The organism is Candidatus Poriferisodalis sp., assembly GCF_965237655.1.
Classification (GTDB): Bacteria; Actinomycetota; Acidimicrobiia; order Acidimicrobiales; family Poriferisodalaceae; genus Poriferisodalis.
In genome coordinates, this window is the sequence record NZ_CBDEGB010000001.1 from 376,268 (window position 1) to 397,239 (window position 20,972).

General features: G+C 67.3%; 17 protein-coding genes and 2 tRNA genes. 9 read left to right on the plus strand and 10 right to left on the minus strand.

What is annotated here, in order from left to right:
* Positions 1–2: 2 nt before the first annotated feature.
* The 6 genes from gyrA (at position 3) to ACPXYO_RS01945 (ending at position 4,961) form a co-directional block, all read left to right on the plus strand.
* Complete coding sequence (gyrA, locus tag ACPXYO_RS01920) at positions 3–2,531, plus strand: DNA gyrase subunit A (RefSeq protein WP_423916208.1); 2,529 nt, start codon at positions 3–5, stop codon at positions 2,529–2,531.
* A 9-nt stretch (positions 2,532–2,540) separates the two neighbouring features.
* Positions 2,541–3,017 carry a pilus assembly protein TadG-related protein gene (locus ACPXYO_RS01925; RefSeq protein WP_423916210.1) on the plus strand — a complete coding sequence of 159 codons (477 nt, stop codon included), beginning with the start codon at positions 2,541–2,543 and terminating at the stop codon, positions 3,015–3,017.
* A 17-nt stretch (positions 3,018–3,034) separates the two neighbouring features.
* A complete protein-coding gene (locus ACPXYO_RS01930; RefSeq protein ID WP_423916212.1) occupies positions 3,035–3,664 on the plus strand; it encodes a DUF3566 domain-containing protein in 630 nt (209 codons plus the stop codon).
* Between the two features lie 63 nt (positions 3,665–3,727).
* A tRNA-Ile gene (locus tag ACPXYO_RS01935) sits at positions 3,728–3,801 on the plus strand.
* 20 nt (positions 3,802–3,821) lie between these two features.
* Entirely contained in the window at positions 3,822–3,959 is a 138-nt protein-coding gene (locus tag ACPXYO_RS01940; RefSeq protein WP_423916213.1) for a hypothetical protein, read from the plus strand.
* 15 nt (positions 3,960–3,974) lie between these two features.
* On the plus strand, positions 3,975–4,961 hold the full coding sequence (locus ACPXYO_RS01945) for a saccharopine dehydrogenase NADP-binding domain-containing protein (protein ID WP_423916215.1): 987 nt from the start codon (positions 3,975–3,977) through the stop codon (positions 4,959–4,961).
* Between the two features lie 57 nt (positions 4,962–5,018).
* On the opposite strand, the gene ACPXYO_RS01950 is transcribed toward ACPXYO_RS01945, so the two are convergent.
* Positions 5,019–5,756, minus strand: coding sequence for a maleylpyruvate isomerase family mycothiol-dependent enzyme (locus ACPXYO_RS01950; RefSeq protein ID WP_423916216.1), 738 nt, complete (start codon positions 5,754–5,756; stop codon positions 5,019–5,021).
* Here ACPXYO_RS01950 and lgt point away from each other — a divergent pair.
* Positions 5,755–6,639, plus strand: coding sequence for a prolipoprotein diacylglyceryl transferase (lgt, locus tag ACPXYO_RS01955; RefSeq protein WP_423916218.1), 885 nt, complete (start codon positions 5,755–5,757; stop codon positions 6,637–6,639). The two genes, ACPXYO_RS01950 and lgt, sit on opposite strands and share 2 nt — an antisense overlap.
* On the opposite strand, the gene ACPXYO_RS01960 is transcribed toward lgt, so the two are convergent.
* The 3 genes from ACPXYO_RS01960 to ACPXYO_RS01970 all read right to left on the minus strand — a co-directional run bounded on the left by ACPXYO_RS01960 (position 6,640) and on the right by ACPXYO_RS01970 (position 9,824).
* Positions 6,640–7,536, minus strand: coding sequence for a TIGR03564 family F420-dependent LLM class oxidoreductase (locus tag ACPXYO_RS01960; RefSeq protein WP_420622231.1), 897 nt, complete (start codon positions 7,534–7,536; stop codon positions 6,640–6,642).
* 89 nt (positions 7,537–7,625) lie between these two features.
* Positions 7,626–8,528, minus strand: a complete 903-nt coding sequence (locus ACPXYO_RS01965) for an LLM class flavin-dependent oxidoreductase (RefSeq protein ID WP_423916220.1) — start codon at positions 8,526–8,528, stop codon at positions 7,626–7,628.
* A gap of 81 nt (positions 8,529–8,609) precedes the next feature.
* A complete protein-coding gene (locus tag ACPXYO_RS01970; RefSeq protein WP_423916223.1) occupies positions 8,610–9,824 on the minus strand; it encodes an MFS transporter in 1,215 nt (404 codons plus the stop codon).
* Between the two features lie 96 nt (positions 9,825–9,920).
* Here ACPXYO_RS01970 and ACPXYO_RS01975 point away from each other — a divergent pair.
* Positions 9,921–9,997: transfer RNA gene (locus tag ACPXYO_RS01975), tRNA-Ala, on the plus strand.
* A gap of 270 nt (positions 9,998–10,267) precedes the next feature.
* On the opposite strand, the gene ACPXYO_RS01980 is transcribed toward ACPXYO_RS01975, so the two are convergent.
* The 6 genes from ACPXYO_RS01980 to ACPXYO_RS02005 all read right to left on the minus strand — a co-directional run bounded on the left by ACPXYO_RS01980 (position 10,268) and on the right by ACPXYO_RS02005 (position 19,802).
* Positions 10,268–11,620, minus strand: a complete 1,353-nt coding sequence (locus ACPXYO_RS01980; protein ID WP_423916224.1) for a tetratricopeptide repeat protein — start codon at positions 11,618–11,620, stop codon at positions 10,268–10,270.
* On the minus strand, positions 11,566–12,564 hold the full coding sequence (locus tag ACPXYO_RS01985; RefSeq protein ID WP_423916226.1) for a hypothetical protein: 999 nt from the start codon (positions 12,562–12,564) through the stop codon (positions 11,566–11,568). The genes ACPXYO_RS01980 and ACPXYO_RS01985 overlap by 55 nt, the downstream gene beginning before the upstream one ends.
* A 21-nt stretch (positions 12,565–12,585) precedes the next feature.
* Positions 12,586–13,395, minus strand: a complete 810-nt coding sequence (locus ACPXYO_RS01990) for a UGSC family (seleno)protein (RefSeq protein ID WP_423916228.1) — start codon at positions 13,393–13,395, stop codon at positions 12,586–12,588.
* The gene (locus tag ACPXYO_RS01995; protein ID WP_423916230.1) at positions 13,392–14,471 is read right to left on the minus strand and encodes a hypothetical protein; all 1,080 of its coding nucleotides are present in this window, start codon (positions 14,469–14,471) and stop codon (positions 13,392–13,394) included. Before ACPXYO_RS01995 ends, ACPXYO_RS01990 begins: the two co-directional genes overlap by 4 nt.
* Positions 14,472–14,540: 69 nt before the next feature.
* On the minus strand, positions 14,541–15,542 hold the full coding sequence (locus ACPXYO_RS02000; RefSeq protein WP_423916232.1) for a homocysteine S-methyltransferase family protein: 1,002 nt from the start codon (positions 15,540–15,542) through the stop codon (positions 14,541–14,543).
* A gap of 369 nt (positions 15,543–15,911) precedes the next feature.
* Complete coding sequence (locus ACPXYO_RS02005) at positions 15,912–19,802, minus strand: PQQ-dependent sugar dehydrogenase (protein ID WP_423916234.1); 3,891 nt, start codon at positions 19,800–19,802, stop codon at positions 15,912–15,914.
* 285 nt (positions 19,803–20,087) lie between these two features.
* Between ACPXYO_RS02005 and ACPXYO_RS02010 the strand changes: the two genes are divergently transcribed.
* On the plus strand, positions 20,088–20,840 hold the full coding sequence (locus ACPXYO_RS02010) for an enoyl-CoA hydratase/isomerase family protein (protein ID WP_423916235.1): 753 nt from the start codon (positions 20,088–20,090) through the stop codon (positions 20,838–20,840).
* Positions 20,841–20,972 lie beyond the last annotated feature (132 nt).

The window sequence follows — 20,972 nt, forward strand, 5'->3', positions numbered from 1 at the left end:
CCATGAGCGACGACCAACCCGACAGCGGTGACACCGGCGCTGGAACCGGCGTGGTGGATATCGAGATCCAGACCGAGATGGAGCAGTCCTTCTTGGACTACGCCATGTCAGTTATCACGTCCCGGGCACTGCCCGATGCGCGTGACGGCCTGAAACCGGTGCATCGCAGGATCCTCTGGTCGATGTTCGACACCGGCCTGCGACCGGACCGTCCCCACAAGAAGTGCGCCACCGTGGTCGGCGATGTCATCGCCAACTACCACCCCCACGGCGACGGCTCGATCTATGACGCACTCGTTCGGATGGGCCAGTCGTTCAGCCTGGCGAACAAGCTGATCGACCCGCACGGCAACTTTGGCTCGCCGTCGGACCCGCCCGCCGCCTACCGCTACACCGAGTGCCGCCTGACGAACCTGGCCATGACAATGGCGGAGGGCATCGACGAGCAGACGGTGGACTTTGCCGCCAACTTCGACGGCTCCCGCACTGAGCCGTTGGTGATGCCGTCACGGTTCCCGAACCTGCTGGTCAACGGCAGTCAGGGTATCGCGGTCGGCATGGCGACCAACATCCCCACGCACAACCTCGGCGAGATCATCGACGCCACGATTCATCTCATCTCCCATCCCGACGCCACCGTCGAGGATTTGATGGCGTTCGTGCACGGACCCGACTTCCCGACGGGTGGCCGGATGCTGGGTCGAGCCGGCGCACGGGAGGCGATGACGACCGGCCGCGGCTCGGTGAAGATGCGCGCCCGGGCCGAGATCGTCGAAGACGGCAGGCGGTCGAGCATCGTGGTGACCGAGATCCCGTACCAGACCTCCGTCGAGGGCATCGAACGCAAGATTGCCGATGCGGTGAACCGCAAGGTCATCGACGGCATCACCGAGCTGCGCAACGAGTCCGCAAAAGGCAAGACGCGCTTCGTGATCGAGATGCGGCCGTCAGCGCCGGCCAATGTGGTGCTCAACAACCTGTGGAAGCACACGCCGCTGCAGTCCAGCTTTGCGGTGAACATGGTGGCGCTCGTCGACGGGGTGCCGCGCACGCTGAACCTTCGGAGTGCGTTGGTCGCCTATGTCGGCCACCAGATCGAGGTGGTGACGCGGCGCAGTCAGCATCGCCTGGACGTGGCGCGTGCTCGGTCGCACATCGTGGAAGGCCTGCTGCGAGCGCTGGACCTGATCGACGAGATCATCGCCCTGATACGCGCTTGTGCAGATCGCGCTGCAGCGCTCGAGGGCCTGTGCGCTGAGCCGATGTCGTTCAGTGGCGAGCAGGCGAACCACATTCTCGACATGCAGCTGAGCCGCCTCACCCGGCTGGCCCGCACCCGATTGACTGACGAACTGGCTGAGCTGACACGCACCATTGCCGAACTGGAAGCCATCCTCGGCGACGATGCGCGGCTGCGGCAGGTGATCATCGACGAGCTGAGCGCGCTGCGTTCAGATCACGCAATTCCCCGGCGCACCGAGATCGTCACCGATCCGGGCGAGATGGACGCCGAAGACCTGATCGACGACGAGCCGCTGGTGGTGACGCTCACCCGCGAGGGCTATGTGAAGGCCACTTCGCCTGACATGTTCCGCACTCAGGGTCGTGGCGGGCGTGGCGTGCAAGGCGCCCGGCTCAAGGACGACGACGTCGTGGACCGTGTGATGCTCACTACGGCACACGCATGGCTGCTGTGCTTCACCAACCGCGGCCGGGTGCACCGGCTGAAGGCCTACGAGGTGCCGCTCACGAACCGCACCGCGCGCGGAACCGCGCTGGTGAACCTGCTGCAGTTGGCCGCTGGCGAGCGCGTCGAGGCGGTGGTGGAGGCGCGGGAGTTCCCCTCGGACCGGTACCTGATGTTCATCACGCGCCAAGGTCTGGCCAAGAAGACTGCGCTGAGCGCGTACGAGAACATCCGCTCCAATGGCCTCATTGCGTTGAGCCTGCGCGACGGCGACGAGTTGGTCCGTGTGCTCGAGACTTCGGGCAACGACGACGTGATGATCGTGTCGCGAGCGGGGCGGGCTATCCGGTTCTCAGAAGACGATGTGCGTTCGATGGGCCGAGTTGCAGCTGGCGTTCGGGGCATGCGCCTGCGCGGTGACGACACGGTGGCTGCTGCTGATGCGCTGTCGCCCGACGACGAGCGTGACCTGCTGGTCGTGGCGAGCACCGGGACAGCCAAGCGCACCGCTGCGGCGCTGTTCGGGTGCAAGGGACGCGGCGGTCTCGGCATGATCGCTGTGAAGCTGCCGGACGCGAAGGCTCATGTCGTGGGTGCGCGGCTGGTCGGCCCCGACGATGAGGTGCTGCTGGTGTCGTCGAGCGGTGTGCTCATCCGGACTCGCGTCGTGGATATTTCTCGGCAGGGCCGCGCAGCTTCCGGCGTGCGGGCAATGGCCCTGGGCGACGGCGAGACCGTGGTGGCGATTGCCCCTGTCGACCTTGAGGTCGACGTGCCCGAACCCGATGATGCCGACACGCAACCTGGCGAAATCTCTTCGGCCGAGGAGAGCTCACGGGCGTAACGTCGCTCGATGACGTCGGCTGTGCTCGTTCAAGCCCCGCCGGTCGCGCCGGTCGCGCCGGTCGCGCCTTTCCGGCAGAGCCAGTGCGGTCAGACCGCGTTGCCGGTGGCGCTGCTGGCGCTTGGACTGCTGGTCGGATTGGGCCTCGTCGCTCGCTGGGGTCATGCTGCGCTGGCGAGTTCGCGTGCCCAGACCGCTGCTGACGCCGCAGCCCTGGCGACGCTGGCCGGGGCGGATCTCAGCCAGGTCCCCCAAGGTGTGCTGCCCGATGCCGGCGCGGCAGCTGCCGCCGTTCGCGATGCCGGCGGGACGCTGCTCGCCTTTGATCTCCACATCGGTGACGGCACCGTGCAGGTCGAAGTCGTCGTGGAGCTCGACGGCCAGCGCGCCTCGGCAGCCGCGGCGGCACAAGTACCGCTGTCGTTGCCGCTGGGCCCGCTGCCCGGCCTGGTGCCCGGCTCCCCTGACGGGCTGTCTGGCGGCTGACTCCTACACTGCGAAGCGTGGCCGAGGGGACATCCGGTGGGGCGCCGCCGTCGCCGGAGCCGAGCGGACCAACTCCCACCGACGAGCTGTTTGCTGAAGCGCTGGGCATCACCCCAGCGGGTCGCTCCCGTCGCCGCCGCGCTCCGGTGCCCGACGGGCCGCTGGCCGGCCCCGATGCCCCGCCCCAGATTCCGCACGCGCCGCCGGGCCCCGATGCCCCGCCCCCTGCAGAGGAAATGGAGCCCGTCCGCTGGAAATGGCTCAGCCAGCGCCGGGCCCGAGTGCGGCGGACGCACCGGATCCTTCGCCACATCGATCCCTGGTCGGTCTTCAAGGTGTCGGTGCTGCTCTATGCCTGCCTGTATGTCGCGGTGCTGGCCGCGGGCGTGCTGCTGTGGAATGCGGCTCAGCGGTCAGGTCTGGTCGACAAGGTCGAATCGTTCATCACCGAAGTGGGCTCGTACGAGAGCTGGATGATCGACGGCATGGTCATTTACCAGCGCGCCCGGATCATCGGTCTCATCGTCGCCACCGTCGGTGTCGCCTTCAACGTGGTGATGGCGATCATGTTCAATCTGATCAGCGATCTCACCGGCGGCGTGCGTGTCACGGTGCTGGAGGACGAGCGCCGTCCGCCCGCCCGCTGAGCGCTCGACCAGAATTCGCACTTGGATGTGCCCGCAGGCGGGCTGTAGTGTGAGCAACTTCGCGGGGCTATAGCTCAGTCGGTTAGAGCGCACCCCTGATAAGGGTGAGGTCGTTGGTTCGATTCCATCTAGCCCCACACAGACCAAAGCAGTCATGGTGAGTTTTCTTCGGCGGGTGCTGCTCGCCAGCGTTGTCGGCGGGTTGGTCACCTTCATCTTGCGCCTGCGTTCTTCCCAAGACGTGCCTCGCCGCGAGGGCAGCTGGCGTGAGCTATCAGGGCCCGACCTGCGGTGATCAGGTGATCTCCCGATGAGTTCGGCAGCAGTCATTGGCGCGGGAGCGGTCGGTCGGCGCATCGCCCGGCAGCTGGCCTCACGAGAGGATGTGGATCGCCTGGTGCTGGGCTCGCGCCACACCGACCGGCTGCGTGGGCTTGCCTCGCAATTGCTCGACGTGGATGTCGAGGTCGTGGAACCGGGCTCGTTGCCCGAAGTCGATGTAGTGATACTCAGCCTGCCGAGCGGTGGCCACACTGCGCTGGCGGAGAAGGCCCTCGAGCGCGGCGCCCACGTGGTGTCGCTGTCAGGCGCCGTCAGCGATGTGGAGCAACTGCTTGCACTCGACAAGCGGGCCAAGAACGCCAAGAAGTCCGTCGTGGTCGGGGCGGGATTCTCGCCCGGGTACAGCTGCTTGCTGGCACGCCACGGTGCTGCGCAATTCGACATGGTGACCGAGATTCACATTGCTCGTGTGGGCACGGGAGGTCCTGCCTCCCAGCGCCAACTGCACCGTGCCCGGACCGGGACCTCGATCGATTGGCGGGACGGGGATTGGCGCCGCCGGCGGGGCGGCTCGGGCCGGGAACTGGTGTGGTTTCCTGATCCGCTCGGTGCGCGCGACTGCTACCGGGCTGCGCTCGCGGACGCGCTGCTGCTGGTGCCGGCATTCAACGACATCGAACGGGTGACGGCGCGTGTTGCGGGAACCCGCCGCGATCGCCTGACTGCGATGCTGCCGATGCTGCGCCCACCCCATCCCGAAGGCGGGCCTGGGGGAGTGCGCGTCGAGCTGCGAGGCATGCGGGACGGCCGTCACTGCACCGATGTGCTCGGCGTGATCGACCATCCGAGCGCGGCGGCTGCCGCCGTGGCCGCTACTGCCACGGGATGGGCACTAGCCGACGAGCTGCCTTCGGGGGCGTGGGGGCTCGGGATGCTCGACGACCCGCTGCCGTGGCTAGCGGAGTTGGCGGAACGGGGCGTGCGCGCCGCTGCCTACGAGGGCGCCCGCCTGTAGCTCGGCCGCAATTGCAACCGAACAGCTGCGCCGGGTCAGCCCAGCGAGCTCAGCCGGTCAGATGCGCACTTCGCGCTGCCAGTCTTCGAGCAGTTCGTAGTTGCCGAACGTCTCGAGTGTCTCGGGACCGATGCGGCCCCACACGAACAGCATCAAATCCTGTGCTGGCCCCCGGACGGCCACATCCGACTTGCGGTGCACATGCTCCACCTCAAGGCCTTCGGATGTCCGAGTGATGACCCATTCACCGTCGGCATCAGTGGCGTGCAGGTGGATGGTCTCGCCGTTGCCGGCGAAGACCGTCGGTTGACGCACCGGCAGGAAGAAGTCGAAGACTTCGTCGATGCCGTCGACGGCCGCGGCGGGATCGATCGGATTCGGCGTGCCGTCGAACGCGGATTCGGCGTCCCAGCGGTGCATCACGGCTTCGTTGGCCATGCGTCGCTGCCAGAACCCGATGGTCTGGTCTCGGGGGCTGAAGCTCCAGTAGGGATCACTGGGGTTCCGGGCGGCGAGTTCGGCTGTGAGGCGGGCGAGGGCGTCGGCATGCCACTGCGACAGCGTGCAGTCGGGCTGGATGATGCTGTCGCGGTCTACGGGGCCGGCTGCGGCGATGCTGGAGCCGACGAACGTCCACACGCCGGCACAGTGACCGATCAGCCCCTCGAGGTCCCAACCGGGGCACTCCGGGATGGGCCGCTGCCAGTCGCCGGGCGTGCTCTCGGCCCGGGCGGCGATCTCATTGAGCCGCCGACCCTCTGCTTCCAGCCACTGTGCGTACCCTTGCTGCGTCATGGCTGTTGGCCCCCTCTTTCCGATCGCAGATGCACTCGCGGCGATCCCGAGCCCATCGCGCAGCTACATCTCGCTCGGACCGCTCGACATTCGAGCCTATGGCGTTGCCATTGGCTTGTCCGTGCTGGTTGCGGTGTGGATCACCAGCCGCCGCTGGCGCCGGGCCATCGCTGGCCAGGACGCTTCGTACATGGCCGGAGCGAGCGACCTCGTCGGGACGATCGCGATCTGGGTTGTGCCGGCCGGCCTCCTCGGCGCCCGGCTGTATCACGTCATCACCGACTTCGATCGCTATCGGAACAACCTCGGCGACATTCCCAAGATCTGGCAGGGCGGCCTGGGCATCTGGGGCGGGATCTCCGCTGGCGTCCTGCTAGCGGTGTGGATGCTGCGCCGCGGCGGGCACAGCACCCCGACGATGCTCGACGCACTGGCACCGGCGCTCGCGGTGGCCCAGGCCATCGGCCGGCTGGGGAACTGGTTCAACCAGGAGCTGTACGGGCGCCCCACCGATCTTCCGTGGGCACTTGAGATCGACCAGGCACATCGTGTCGCCGGTTACGGCCTTGAAGAGACGTTTCATCCGACGTTCGCCTACGAAGCCCTGTGGAACCTGGCGCTGGCAGCGACGCTCGTCTGGCTGGTTCCCAAAGCGCTGCCCCGCCTGCGCACCGGCTACCTGTTCGCGGCATACGTGTTCGGCTACACCGCCGGACGAGTCTGGATCGAACTGCTCCGCATCGACAACGCCACCGAGCTAGGCGGCCTGCGCATCAACGTGTGGACCAGCATCGTGGTGGGCCTAGCAGCCCTAGCCGCAGTATTCGTAGGCCTGCGCCCCGCCCCCGAAGCCACAAGCGAGAGCGACGCCGTCCGTCAGTGATTAGCTGAGCAGGCCGATGAGGGTGTCGCGGGTGTCGGCCTGCTCGTCGAGGGTGCCGAAGGCCGAGCCGGAGAATGAGGTCACGCCGCAGTCCGCCATGGCGCTGATGCGGTCGGAGACCTCCGTGGCGCTGCCGATGATGGCGATGTCCTCGGGCCCGCCGAGACCCTCCCGATCGAGCATTGCCCGGTAGCTCGGCAGGGTGCCGTACACCACTAGGTCCTTGGCAGCCCGCGCCCGGGCGGTGTCGACGTCGTCGGTAACGCACACCGGGAAGCCAGCCACGACCTGCGGCGCGGCGCGACCGGCCTCGGCGGCCGCTTCGTTGATGGTCGGCGCCGTGTGATTCCGCAGCGTCGCCGGACCGGTCATCCAGGTGAACGTGCCGTCGGCCATGCGGCCGGTCAGGCGCAGCATCTGGCTGCCGAGCGCAGCGACGAACACGGGCGGCGCGTCCGCAGCCGGGGGAGTGATCTCGCCACGCCCAACCACGGCATCGCCGCCGTGGGAGACGCGTCGGTCCGTGAGCAGCTTGGTCAGGATCGTCAGGTAATCGCGCATGTGCGCAATCGGCCGGTCGAACGAGTAGCCCCACATGCCCTCCACCACGGGCTTGTGCGACGGGCCGATGCCCAGGTCCAACCGCCCACCGACGACGGCCTGGGTGGTGAGCGCCTGCTGGGCCAGCATCATCGGGTGGCGCGGGTACGTGGGCACCACGGCAGTCCCCATGCGGATGTCCGGCACATCACGGCCGGCCACGGCAATGGTGGTCAGCGCGTCGTGGCCGAAGATCTGCGGGGTCCAGTAGCGCCTGAAGCCCTGCTCCGCGGCGTCGCGGATGCTGGCCTCGAAACGCGCAGGGCTCGTGTCGAATCCGAACAGCTCAATGTGCATGCCCCGCAGCGTAACTGCGCGCTGCGCGACGTTTCCGGGCCCGCTGTCGTGCGCTGTACTGATCCCGGCGGCGATGCCGCGCCCGCGGCTCACGCAAACGCGTCGAACATCTCCTCGAGCGCCTTGAGCTGGCCGCCGCTCGTGCTCGACGGCACGAGGATCGGGGTCTTGCACCCGGCGTCGAACCACGCCTCGACCCCGTCCCGCACCTCAGAAGCTGAGCCGTACAGCGTCGCATTTGACAGCCAGTCGTCGGTCATCGCCCGATGCAACGCCTCCGTATCGCCGGCGGCAGCAGCGGCCTCCGCACCTTCCATCTCATCGACCCAGCCGGCCTGCTTCCAGTAGTTCCGGTAGTTCGGCAGCGCCACATAACCGGCCAGCGTCTTGCGATTGCGAGCCGCCCCGGCAGCCCGGTCGTCGTCAATGACGGTCGGAATCATGTTCCCCACAAAGAAATCGTCCCGCTCGCTGGCGTCGCCGAGGTGCGCCACCGAGTTGGCGAAATCGTTGCAGCTTGCATTCGCCCACACCGCACCCGAGCTGATCTCGGCTGACAACTCGGCCATGCGCTGGCGCAGCGTGGCCAGCATGATCGGCGGCAGCTCGCCGTGCTGCTGTGAAGCAGCCTCCATGGCGGCGATGTAGTCCCGTGTGTCCGCAAGCGGCTTGCCGGGCGTGATGCCCAGACGATCGTGCACCGGCCCGTGCGTCACGCCGATGCCCAGCCGGAATCGCCCGCCGGAGATCTCGTGAATGAACGCCGCAGTCGACGCCATGTCGACGGGGTTGCGGAAGTAGATCGGCTGCACCGACGTCCCAAAGACGATTTCGTTCGTGACGTGGGCGATCGACTGGCACAGCGCCACGGGGTCGCCCATCGACGGGCAGAAAATCCCGCTGAAGCCGCGCTGCTCGATCTCAGCGGCAATCTCGAGGGTGCGCTCACGACGGCCGCGCACTGCGGCCAGGGAAATGGCAGGCATGTTCATGCGGGGTTTCCTAGCAGACCGGTCTCAGTCGAGCCGCTTGGCGCGGTGCCCGACGCAGCGTGCGGCCGTGCCGCTCAGGCCTCAAGTTCGACTGGAGCTTGCAACCGCCCCGTCGCGCATCGGCAGCGTCAGCAGGCCCAGTGCAATCAGGCTGGTGACGGTGACCAGCGCAATGGCGGGCCCGAAACCGGCGGCGTCAATCACGAATCCACACACCGCTGGGCCGACCAGCCCGCCGACCCCCAGGCCCGTGTAGTAGATGCCGATGACACCGCCGAGGTTCTCCACGCCGTACCACTCAGCCAGCACCGACGGCGTGGCGGTCACCCACACCGCCCACCCCACACCGTGGGTGACGGCACTGATGACCAGCACCGCTGCACTGCCACCGGAAACCCACCAGATCGCCAGCGCAGCAGTCAGGCAGGCGAACGCGGCCCGGCACAGCCACATGGGATCAACCCGGCCGCCCAGCGCGCCACACGCCAGACGGGCGACAACGCTCGTGGCCCCGGAAATGCCAATCAGCCCGGCGGCCAGACCCGGCGCCACGCCGGCGTCGACCGCGTAGTCGTTGTAGAACGCGACCGGCGCATAGAAACCCGGCCCGATCGCAACAACGGCCGCGAAGAACAGCAGGAAGCGGCGCGACCGTGCCAGCAACGAGATGCGCATCAGCCGGGCGCCCGACGTGCGAACCCGGTCGCCCCGTGTGGCGGCCCAGCCGATGACCACGAGCGCCACCGCAGCCAGCACCGCATACGTCTGCCGCCACCCGATCGCCGAGATCAGCTGGTGTCCCAGCCACGGCATCACCAACGTCCCCGCACCGACGCCGACGAGCAGGAACCCCATCGCCGCCGGACGCTGCCGCTCGCTGAAGCTGCGCCCGATCAGGCCGATCATCGAGGGATAGCAGAACCCCGTGGCGAGCCCGACAAGCACGCCGAAGGCCGCGTAGGTCTGCCATAGCGCCGACGACCAGGCCGTCCCGAGCAAACCGCCCGACATGGCCAGCGCGGCCACCGCCACCAGCGGTCGAGCGCCGAAACGATCGCCGATCCGACCCCCGATGGCACCGCCGAGGTAGTAGGTGCTGATGGCCGTGGAGAACAGCGCGGCCACAGGCCCGGTGGTGGTGCCGAAGTCGTCGGCGATCGGCGTCAGGAACACCCCGAACGAGAAGAGAATCCCGAACGTCACGAAGTTCGCAGCGAACGCCGCCGCCGCGACCGACCACGGGGCTGCGGGGTCCGCAGATTCCCCGGAGGGCGTCAGATCTGATGTGTCGGGCACCAACCCTCAAGCCTGCCCCGCGGCGGCACAGCGCGTCGGGTTCGACGGTATTCACCCAAATGAAGGCCCGGTACCCTCAGATGCCTTCGATCCTTCGGGGCTGTAGCTCAGATGGCAAGAGCACCTGCTTTGCAAGCAGGGGGTCACGGGTTCGAGTCCCGTCAGCTCCACCAGATCAACAGGGCGTAACGTTGCACTGCCCGACGGCCGGAGCACAGCATGGGCGCGAACAGGAACCTCGGTCTAGGCATCGCAATAGGAGTTGGAGCAGGCGTAGGCCTAGGCGCGCTAATGGGCAACATCGGCGCCGGCATAGCAATAGGAATCGCCGTAGGCATCGTTCTCGCTGTCAGTTTGAGCCGACGTCGTCGCGATGGCCAATAGTTGGCACCCCTTCGTCCAACGCACCCTCGCCGAATCTCTGCTGCAGAACCTCTCGCAGGTCAGCACAGCTCGAAACCAGCGACCGGGCGTGTGGGGCGGCGGTCGACCACGCGCTCACAGAACGCTCGTGCCTCGTCGATGCGCCCGCTCCTGACGTATGCGGCGAGCAGCGTGTTGGTCATCAGGTCCCGCTGGGCCCGGCTGCCCCCGATGCGGACGACTTGCGGGATCAACGGCTCAAGAACCTCGACAACCGTCGACCACTGCTCGTCGACGAAGGCGCCGTAGGCCCGGGCCAGCGTCGCCCCGGTGGTCTCCGCGGGCAGGCGGCCGGTCGCGCCGAGCTCCTGCAGCACCGAGATGCTGGCCTGCAACTGCTCGGTGTCGCCCAATGCTGCGTAGACGAGACCGACATGTGCGTCGACGAACACGATGGGCTGGGCAAAGTGCTCCTCATAGAACTCACGCACCCTGTCCCAGGTGGTGCGTTCGCGCGGGTTGCCCGCCAGCTCGAAGCGCCACAGAAACGACGAGGAATCGGAGAACACGGTGATCGGCGGGCTGGTTGTCGCTCCGGGCAGGCAGTTGTGGCGAACGGCCTGCAACGCCGCGTCGTCGCGCCCGATCGCCAAGAGCGCCAGCGCGTAGTGCCACCAGATGTGGCAATGCAGCACGCTCGCCCGGTCGGAGGCGGGAAGCCAGCCGTCGAGAAAATCGACCGCTTCGCTATCATCGCCGGCCTCGAAGAGCGCGTGTATCAGCGTGTGGGCGCCATGGGGATTGGTCGGCCGTTGCCGCAGCGAGCGCTCGGCCAGCTCTCGACCGCGGTCCCAGCGGCCGGTCTCGATGAGCGCGAACGCATGCACGGTCGCGAACCACCAGTCGTCGCCGTAATGGGTGGCGAGCGGTTCGAGAAATGCGAGCAGCTCGGCTTCCCTGCCGATGCGACCGCTGAAGCCGATGGCACCGAACACGCCGCATGCGGGCGACAAGGCGAACGCGTCGCGGGGGTAGTCGTCGACGTGCTGGCGGATGAGGTCGAGCCCTTGGGGGACCTTGCCGCTGACGAGGCGATTGATGATCTCGACGTGTTGTTGCTCCCTCGCTGTCGCCGCCTCGCTCAGCGCAATAGCGGTTTCCACTGCGGCTCGCGCCTGCGGTATTCGCACGTTGAGTTGATGCTGGCGGGCCTCCGCGGCGTGGGCGAGGGCAAAGCTCGGGTCGGCTGCAATGGCTGCGGCCAAGCAATCTTCGACGTGGCCGTCAGCAGCGAGCATCCGATCGATGGCTTCGACGTAGGCGTCGCGTGCTTCTGCCGATGAGGTGCTGAGCTCGAGACCGAAGCGGTCCTCCACCCTCAAACCGCCGTCAGCGACCAGACGAGGGGAAGGCCCGACCCGAGTGCGGTCCACTGGGCATCGTTGGACACCCGCCACACCTCGCCGGTGTCGGTGCCGACCAGGACGCCACCGGTGTTATCGGGGTCCACGGTCAGGCCATGGAAGTTGGCGTGCGACGGGGAATGGGCCGGGTCGCACAGGGATCGCCACGACCGACTCTGGTCATCAGAGCGGTACAGGGCTGCGCCGGCCCCGCCGTCATCGCGGTAGTGCGAGAACGCGGTGGGAGCGCTGGCGACAGTGACGCTGTAGGGGCTGCGACGGTCGATGCACATCGGCCGTGAGTAGCGGGGGGTGATGCCCTTCCAGGCGTACTCCCAGGTCCGGCCGTAGTCGTCCGACCGGAAGACGCCGGCGTTGCCCTCGATCTCTTCGGCGATGCCGTCAAAGCGTCCGTAGCCGGTGGTGATGAACAGCACGCCCGCCTCGGCGGGGTGGGGGAACATCATGTGGAGGTCAGGGTTGCCGCCGGGCAGGTCGACCGTCCAGGTCTGGCCTCCGTCGGTGGTGCGTGCCACCCCTCCGACCTCGACGCCGACCCAGATGCGGTTCGGATCGTCCTCGTCGATGGCGAGAGCCCGGGCCCGCCCCGGCATGGGCGGCTCGACGGGCACGCACCAGGCAGCCGCTTCAGGAAGGTTGGCGAACGACTCGATCTCGGTCCAGGTCTCCCCTAGGTCGTCGCTTCGGAACAGATGGGCTGGCTCGGTGCTGGCGTAGAGCAGACCGTTGCTAGCGGCCCGGACCTGCCATACGTCGTAGTCGGTGAGCTGGGTCACCGACCACGTGCGACCCCCGTCGTCACTGGCGAACAGGCCAGGGGCTGCCGCTGCGAAGAGGCGGCCGCCGACCATCGTGAGGTCGCGGACGTGCCGAGCCTCGAGCGTCTGTTGCGACCCCGCGCCGTCGACAATGAAGACGCCTTTGGTGGTACCCGCGAGCAGCTGACCGTTCATGTCGCCACCCTAGATCGCGTCCTACGCGGGCGCCGCCTGAGGTTCGCGGGGATCGTCCAGGGTGATGGTCCAGTTGGGGCCGAGCTCGGCTTCAATGCGGTTGCGGAACATGGGTGCCAGCACTGATGCGGGCATGACGCACTCGGCGCAGGCGGCATCGGGAATGTGGAGCTGCAGATGGATGTCGCGCCCGGTCACTGAGGCGGTGAGATCGGCACCGTCGGTTCGCAAACCTTGCGCGAGCCCCTCGACGACGTCGTGCAGATCTGTCGCTGTGTCGCCGGTTTCGTTCGAGGTGCCGTCGGCTGTGCCGGTGAGCAGGTCAAGCACCATCGGCGTCACTGCGTCAGCGAGCATCATTGCCCCTGAAACCGTGAGGCTGCCGATGGGGTGCGGCACCGTGGCGAACGGGTAGTCGGCGAAGCCTGCGAGTTCGGCGATCGCCTGGCCGGTGCTGGCGAACGGCTCGGTCAGGATGGCCACGGCGGGCACACCACGCTCCTCGAAATGCACGGCGTCAAGCACACTGCTCGACGAGCAGCTACCTCAGTCGCCGATGGCGGCGATGATCGCCGTGACGTCGGCGGCCAGCGCCTCGACTTCCTCGGGGGCGGCCGGCAGGTTGGCGGTGGGCTTGCGCATCAGCACCGCAGCGTGTGCGCCGTGGCCGTCGATCAGGTTCAGGGCCACCCGCTCGAGAATCCCCGGGCCGTGCGTCTTGCCGTTGCTCACCAGCCCCACCACGACGCCCTCCAGCGAGGCGGGACGCGGAGCGAGGCCCGCGCCGGCGCCAGCGCCAGACAGCGTCGGGTCAACCAGGGTGACGGTCATGGCGTGAAGATCTCCTGGGTGATGAGCGGGACGCTGCGGTCCCGGCTCCAAGTGGGAAAGAACGACGAGTGCCCGCCAGCATCGCCGCCGCCCACCATGAGCGCAATGTCGCCAGGGCAGGTGCCACGAGGGACCGGGATGTCCTCGTCGCCCGGCTGCACCACCGGGTCAGTCTCCATCCACTGGGTGGGATGGAACCCGGCCACGTTGCCAGCGCCCTCGACCTTGCCGCCCCGCTTCACTTCGGCATAGCTCCGGGTGGCGTGGGCGAACAGGTACTCCTGCACCTGGCCCCGGCTCCAGCCAGCCGCCCCGATCTTGCGGGCGTGCTCCGGTGCGAACACCACCAGCGAACGTCCCGAGCTGAGCGAGCCGAACGCCGACATCGTGTCGGCGAACGTGTCCAGCAAACCCTCGGGATCGGGCGACGCATGGTTGAGCACGTTGTGGCCCGACTCGGCAGCCATCACCGTGACCGTGCTGGCCGACGGCGAGTAGCCGAGCGAGACGTGGTACGGCTCCCACGGGCTCGTTGCCTCGTCCTCCCCGAAGCACATCGCGTACTTGCCGGCCCACCCCTGAGTGCTCTTGTCGAGCTTGCCGGGGATGGCCGCAAGGCAATTCCGCAGCACCAGCCGCACGGTGCGGCCGATCGTGGCGTTGGCCCGGAAGCCCGGACCGAACAGGTTCTCCTTGTAGTGGATGCCGATCTCGTCACGGATCGGCCCGTTGACGGCAATGAGAATGGCCGCCCCGCCCGTACTGGCCGCCACAGCATGCAATTCGAACTCCGGGGCGCCCATCGCGACGAGCGCAGCGCCCGCCACCGAGAAATACTCCGGCAGGCACCCGGCCATCACCGCATTGGCGGCGGCCTTGCGGGCGCTCACCCCCAGGCCTCGCGCCGGCTCGCGCAACAGCACCTCGTCGCCGCCCCAGACACCCCCGGCCAGCATGTCGTCCACCAACCGCTCGGTCGGCGGCACCACCGGCAGCCCGTCAGTCCAGCCGGCGTCGTAGCAGGCCTCGATGGCCTGCCACAGATCGTCAACCTCAAGATCACTGTCTTTGGTCATTGCATGTACGGGTCTTGCATGTGCGGGAATCGACCGGCTACTTCGTTCGGCTTCTTCGCCGGGGTGTGACTACGCGCTCCGACGCCTCCGGTTGCGGCGACGGGCCAGGCGGTTCTCGATGACGGTGCCGGGGTCAGGCGTTGGCGCAACTTCCGGCGGGGGCTCGTTTCCGGCAAGGACAGCGACGATCTTGGCGGTGTGCTCCGCCGTGCTGCCACAGCAGGTGCCGATCACGGTCACGCCTGCAAGCCGGGCCCGGTGTGCGTGGGCAGCCAGCATCTCGGGCGTGCCGTTGTAGACGAATCCATGCCCGCTCCAGACCGGAACACCCGCATTCGGCTTGGAGACGACAGGGGTTGCATGGTCAGCCCCGGCAATGGCGACCACCGCTGCCTCGGTGTCGGGCACGTTGTTGCCGCAGTTGGCGCCGATGGCGGCCAGATCCAGCTGCGCCAGCCGCTCGGCTAGCTCATTGCCGGTCACGCCCATCATCGTGCAACCCGCGGTGTCGAAGCTCATGGTTGCGGCGACCGGCAGATCGCACGCCGACCGCGCCCCCCGCACAGCGGCTTCCACCTCGTCGAGGGCGCTCATCGTCTCGATCCACAGCAGGTCGGCCCCGCCGGCCGCCAGGGCCGTCGCCTGCACCGCGAACGCAGCTTCGCAAGCCCCGGCCGTCATGTTGCCGAGCGGTGCCAGCAGCTCACCCGTCGGCCCCATCGAACCCGCCACCAGCACCGGCCGCCCGGCCCGCTCGGATTCTGCGTCAGCTTCGAAGCGTGCGATGCGGGCGGCGGCTCCGTTGAGCTCGCACACTCGGTCTTCGAGGCCGTGCAGCGCCATGCGAAAGTGGGTGCCCCCGAAGCTGTTCGTCACGACCAGGTCGGCCCCGGCCTGCAGGTACGACCGCTGGATCGCACGCACCTCGGCCTCGTGGCTGATGTTCCATTCCTCAGGCGAATCGCCGGAGCTGAGACCTACGGCGAACAGCCGGGTGCCCATTGCCCCGTCGGCGACGACGTACCCCTTGTCCGCTATGAGATCGGCGATGCTCACTGCGGCGATGCTCACCGAAGTGCCTGCCGTTGTTGGCCCCACACCGACATCATGCATGCCCTCCGAGTGGCCGCGACCGCGCGCCCGGTTCGACGTGCGGTGCCACTCGGATCGTACGACGGGACCCGGCCGTCGCTGAACCGGTGTTCTGGTGCTGCCCAAGCCCCGGCGGCGCCGCACTGCTCGAAGCCGACACCGATCCGGCGGTGCGGTGCGGTGCGGTGCGTGATCGTCACCGGGACCGGCCGGGCGTTCACGTCGGGCCACGATCTCGGCGAGTTCGCCGACCGGACTGCATGGATGCCGTGGCGCCCTGACCGCTTCGACGTCGGGCTCGAGACCGCCAAGCCCACGATCGCCGCGGTCCGCCCGCGTGGACATGCGCTAGAGGTTGCCGAGGATGCGGCGAGCGACGGCCGCTGCGGTGTGGGTGCGTGTGGAGCCGCTGTAGCGGGGTGCGCTGGCGCCGGGCACCACGGCGCGGGCTTGTTCTTTGGTTTCGTTGGTGATCGCTGCGGGACCGCCGACGAAAACCAGCCTCGCAGGACGGTAAGCGCGCAGCACCGCCTCAGCCTCGGGCGGCAGGTGCCGCGCTTGGGTGTACAGCACAACGGAGCCTTCGATACGCGCCGACAGCGCTGCGGCCACGCCGATGTCGGGCGGGCTCCACCCATTCACCACAATCAGCACCGCTGTGCTCTCAGCAGCGCCGCCACCACCAGCGCCGGTGGTGGGCCTCAAGGCCGGGAGGCCGACGACCGCTGACGCCTGAACAGCGCTGACAGTCTCTACCGATGCTGACTGGCCTGGTCCGAACTTGTCGGAGTACGTGACCGTGGGCCGGAGCCGGCAGCCCAGATCGTCGGCGCTCGGCCGGTAGCTCGACGACGTCGCGCTGTCGATCAGCGTCCAGTCGGTCCCATCTTTGGAGCGCTCCCAGGACCACGCGTCGTCGGCTACACCTGCGTCGGGTTCCGACAAGAACGCGTCCAGCCTCGAATTCACTCCAGGCAGCGTGTGAGACAGCTCTAGCGACCCCTCCTCATTCTCATCTGCGACGGTCACGATGACCGCAAAGGTGCCGCACTGTTCGCCGTCAAAAGCACACACGATGACCTGGTAGTCGTTTCGCAGATCTGCGTCAGCGGGGTGCTCGAAGTCGGGTGCCTCGACGAAGCTCAGGCTGCCGTCGTCGCCGATCCTCACGTCGCCGCTGTCTGTGCTCATGAGCGACCAAGTCACCGACTGTCCCTCGGGATCGTCCGCCTCGAAGCTCCCGACGGTGCCGGTGTCGTTCTCGACCCAAGCGATCTCAGCCTCGTCGCCTCGGGTCCGCGTCACCGTCGGCGGCTCGTTCACCGGAGTCACTCGCACCGTCACCGGGTAGCGAGCGGTCAACTTCCCGTCGTCAGCCTTGACGACGATCCCGTAGACGTTGTCGCTGTCCTGGTCTGCCGGGGTGTCATGGTCTGGCTGGAAGAGGTGCCCGAAGCTCAGCTCTCCCGTGTCCTCGTCGATCTGGAAGCGGCCGGCGTCGGCGCCTCCCAGGCTCCACTTGACGTTGTCGTCTTCAGGATCCGCCGCCGTGTACTGCGCAACCGCATCAGTGCGACTCTCGGCGTAGCCCGGCACAGCGGGGCCGAAGACGGTCGGCGCTTCATTCACATCGTCCACCTGGATCGTCACCGGCTGCGATGCAGACAGACGCGAGGGACCACGGACTGTCACGCTGATCTGGTATGCGGCCTTGTCCTCGTAATCCAATGCCGCTTTGGTCAGCAGCTGACCGGTATCGGCGTCGATGTCGAAGGATGCCGCGTCGGCGCCCGCGAGCGAGTAAGTCAGGTCGTCACCGTCGGGGTCATCAGCAGCAACGGCTGCGCCGATGTCGGTGCCGATGACGAAGTCTTCCTCGACACTGCGCAATCCCGTCTCAGAAGTCGGGAACTCGGGTGCCCGGTTGCTTGCGGGCGCTGCGCGAACTGCATGGTCGGACTCGGCGCTGATCGTTGTCCATCCCGACCTCGAGCCCACCTGCGAACGCTTCCAATCCCACGTCGTGTCGCGCACTCCCCCATCAGGATCGCTCAGTGTCACCTCCAGCACTGTGCCGACCTGGGGTTGGGGTAACTCCTGCTCGAACATGCCGGGTTCGTCCTCGTTGGTGACCGTCACGCTCAGCGACCGGGAAGCCGTCAGCCACCCGTCGGAAGCTTGCACGGTGACCACGTAGGAGTTGTCGGCACCCGAATCGTCGGGATGCTCAAAGTCGGGCGTGCCGGCAAACGAGACGATGCCGTCCATGCGCCCGATCGTGAGGTCCGCCCGATCGACACCGAGCAGCTCCCAGGCAACGCCCTCGGTTTCGGGATCTTCCGCCTCGAACCGGGCCACTTCGCCCGTGTGGCCCTCGACGACGCTCGCAGTGGTCGGCCCCGCTGTGATCGTCGGCGCTTCGTCTTCGTCTGCATCCTTGCCGTCGGAGGCCTCCACCCGCACGTCGTACACGTTTCCTCGTGCGGCCTCACGATCGGGCGGGTCAAGGGATCGCTCGAACCGCAGCACCCCGTTCGAGTCGATCTCGAAGAACCCGGAATCGTCGCCCGACAGCGACCACGTCACCTGTTCCTGCTGCTCCGGGTCGTTCAGGCTGTAGTCCGCGACGCTTCCGGTGCCGTTCTCGACAAAGTTGTTCGACGCGTCGCCCGTGATCTCCGAAGGCTCATTCACGTCGGAGACCGTCACTGTCACGGTCACCGTGGCAGCCATCTGGTCCACATCGGATGCGATGACGATGATCTCATGCGACGTGTCCGTCTCATAGTCGAGCGCGGCAGCGAGTTCGATGTCGCCTGTTGCACTGTCGGAGATGCGGAACAGCGCAGCGCCGGTGCCGCTCAGCGAGTACGTGAACGGGTCGTCGTTCAAATCTTGTGCGCTGACACTGGCAACGACGCTTCCGATTGCGGTGTCCTCAGCAACGCTGACGGCGTAGGAGGCCTCGTCGAAGCTGGGTGCCTGCTTCGGTGTGATCCGCAGGATCTTGTCGTTGCCGCTGCCGTTCGACGTGGTGATGTACAACGCCCCGCCTGGTCCCAGCACCGGTGTCCGCAGACGGCCGTATGTGTTGCGCAGAGCGCTCGGAGACGTCTGGCTCACGAATGCGCCGTCATCGCCGAACTCGAACAGCCTGAGTCTGCGGTCCTTGAGCGTGGCAACAGCCAGCCGACCCTCCCACGCTCCCCAGATGTCACCGTCGAGGAAGACTCCGCCGCTGGTGGCGAGTGTGCTGTTCCCCGACGACCGTTTGGCCTCGACGGCGCTCGGGAACTTGGCGAAGTCGGTCATCGAGACCCGCTCGTTGTAGTCCGGAATTGGATCCCAGCCGTAGTTGCCGCCTGCGACGAGCAGGTTGATCTCGTCGTCGAACGTGGGGCCGTGCTCGACTGACCACATCTCACCGGTGCCAGGACGCAGCGCGAGTCCTTGCACGTTGCGGTGGCCGAAGGAGTAGACGAGCGAACCGGCGGTCGGGTTCCCCGCTGCGGCGCTGCCTGTGGCGGCGCTGACGCGCAGCACTTTGCCGCCCAGCGTGGACTGGTCTTGGGGGTGAGTGCCGACGGTGGCATCGCCGGTGGCTATCCACAGGTTGTTCGCGGGGCCGAACCGCAACCGGCAGCCGCCATGGCGGCCATATGTTGGGTCCGCCGGTATGCCGCCCACGAGCGGATCGTTGGCGCGGGTGGCCATGGTGTAGTCATCGTTCAAGGTCCATGCGATCACCTGTATTTCGGGACCCGTATGGCCCTGGCAGGTGTAGATGCGGCGATTGCTCTCGAAGGCGGGATCGACGGCGATCGCCATCAGCCCGGTTTCGCCGCGGGCGAACAGGTCGCTCATGTCCGCCGTGATCGTGGTGGTGGTTCCATCGGCCAGCTTGGCAGTAAACACCCCGGATCGCTGCGTGTACAGCATGGTCCCGTCAGGGGCGAACGCTATGTCCCATGGGATCGTCAGTCCCGAGACCACGGTGCGAACCTTGAGCTCGGGAACTGTCTCGCTCTCTGAACGCGTGGAAACAGACGGCGTGCCGTTGTCGGGGAGCTGCTCGGCCGCTGCGGGACCACGGCCTGTGCACAGCATCTCGGCGTCAGCGCTCGCGCTCAGATCGACGTCGGTCGGCAGCACATCCATTGCGGCCCGCCGCCTGACAGGCAGTTCCCTCGATGTCACAACGGAATGGGCATTGCCCGCCGACGGTCGCGACCTGCTCATGCAGCCAAAGTATGACCTGGATTTGATAAAGTATGAGATAGAAGCATATTTTCCATTGAAACGGGCCCGTGACGCTCCTGCTTGACTCGTCACGACGCTGTGCTTCGTTGTCGAGTCCGTCAACCAGACCCTCAAAGGCGAGTTCGGCCTCCAACGCCACAACGACCGCACCCGCCCCAGCCGCTCAGTCGCCCTTTGCGACCACAAACCCCTCGGAACTACTGACCTAATGTCGGCGTGGATCCAAGACCGACCAGCACAGTCGGGCGGCACAGGGGGAACGCAATGGACGAGGTGACCTACGACGTCGACGGGCACGTGGCCACGATCACGTTGAATCGACCGGACAAGCTCAACGCGATGACCGACGAGATGTATCACGGCATCGGCGTCGCGCTGGGAGAAGCGGACGCCGATCCGGCGGTGCGGTGCATGATCGTCACCGGGACCGGCCGGGCGTTCACGTCGGGCCACGATCTCGGCGAGTTCGCCGACCGGACGGCGTGGATGCCGTGGCGCCCGGACCGCTTCGACGTCGGGCTGGAGACCGCCAAGCCCGCGATCGCCGCGGTCCAGGGCTACTGCCTGGCTGGCGGGCTCGAGCTGGCGCTGTTCTGTGACATCCGGGTCTGCGACAACACCGCGCAGTTCGGCTGTCCGGAGGTGCGCTGGGCGATCCTGCACGGCTACGGGGCGCTGCGGCTACCCGGCCTGATCGGTTCGTCGGATGCGATGCGGCTGCTGCTGACCGGCGCGTTCATCGACGCCGCCGAAGCGCTGCGGGTCGGCCTGGTCAGCGAGATGACCGCCCCGGAGGACCTGCAGTCGACCGCCCGCAGCATCGCCGACCAGATCGCAGCGAACGGCCCGGCCGCTATCCGGATGACGAAGGAACTGGCACTGCGCGGCAACGAGATGTCCCTGCCCGACGGCCTGCGCCTCTACCAGGAATACACCCGGGCCGCTTTCGCCTCCCCCGACGCCAAGGAGGGCCTCCGCGCCTTCGCCGAACGCCGAGACCCTAACTACGGCAGCTAAGAGCCTGAGCGAATAGGCAGCGATGCCCGCCAGCCCCGACGTTCTCGACTCTGCGCAGAAATGCCGCCACAGACGGCAAATTTGCACACAGAAAGCGTGACAGCAGCTTTCTGAGGCGTCACCTATCCACTC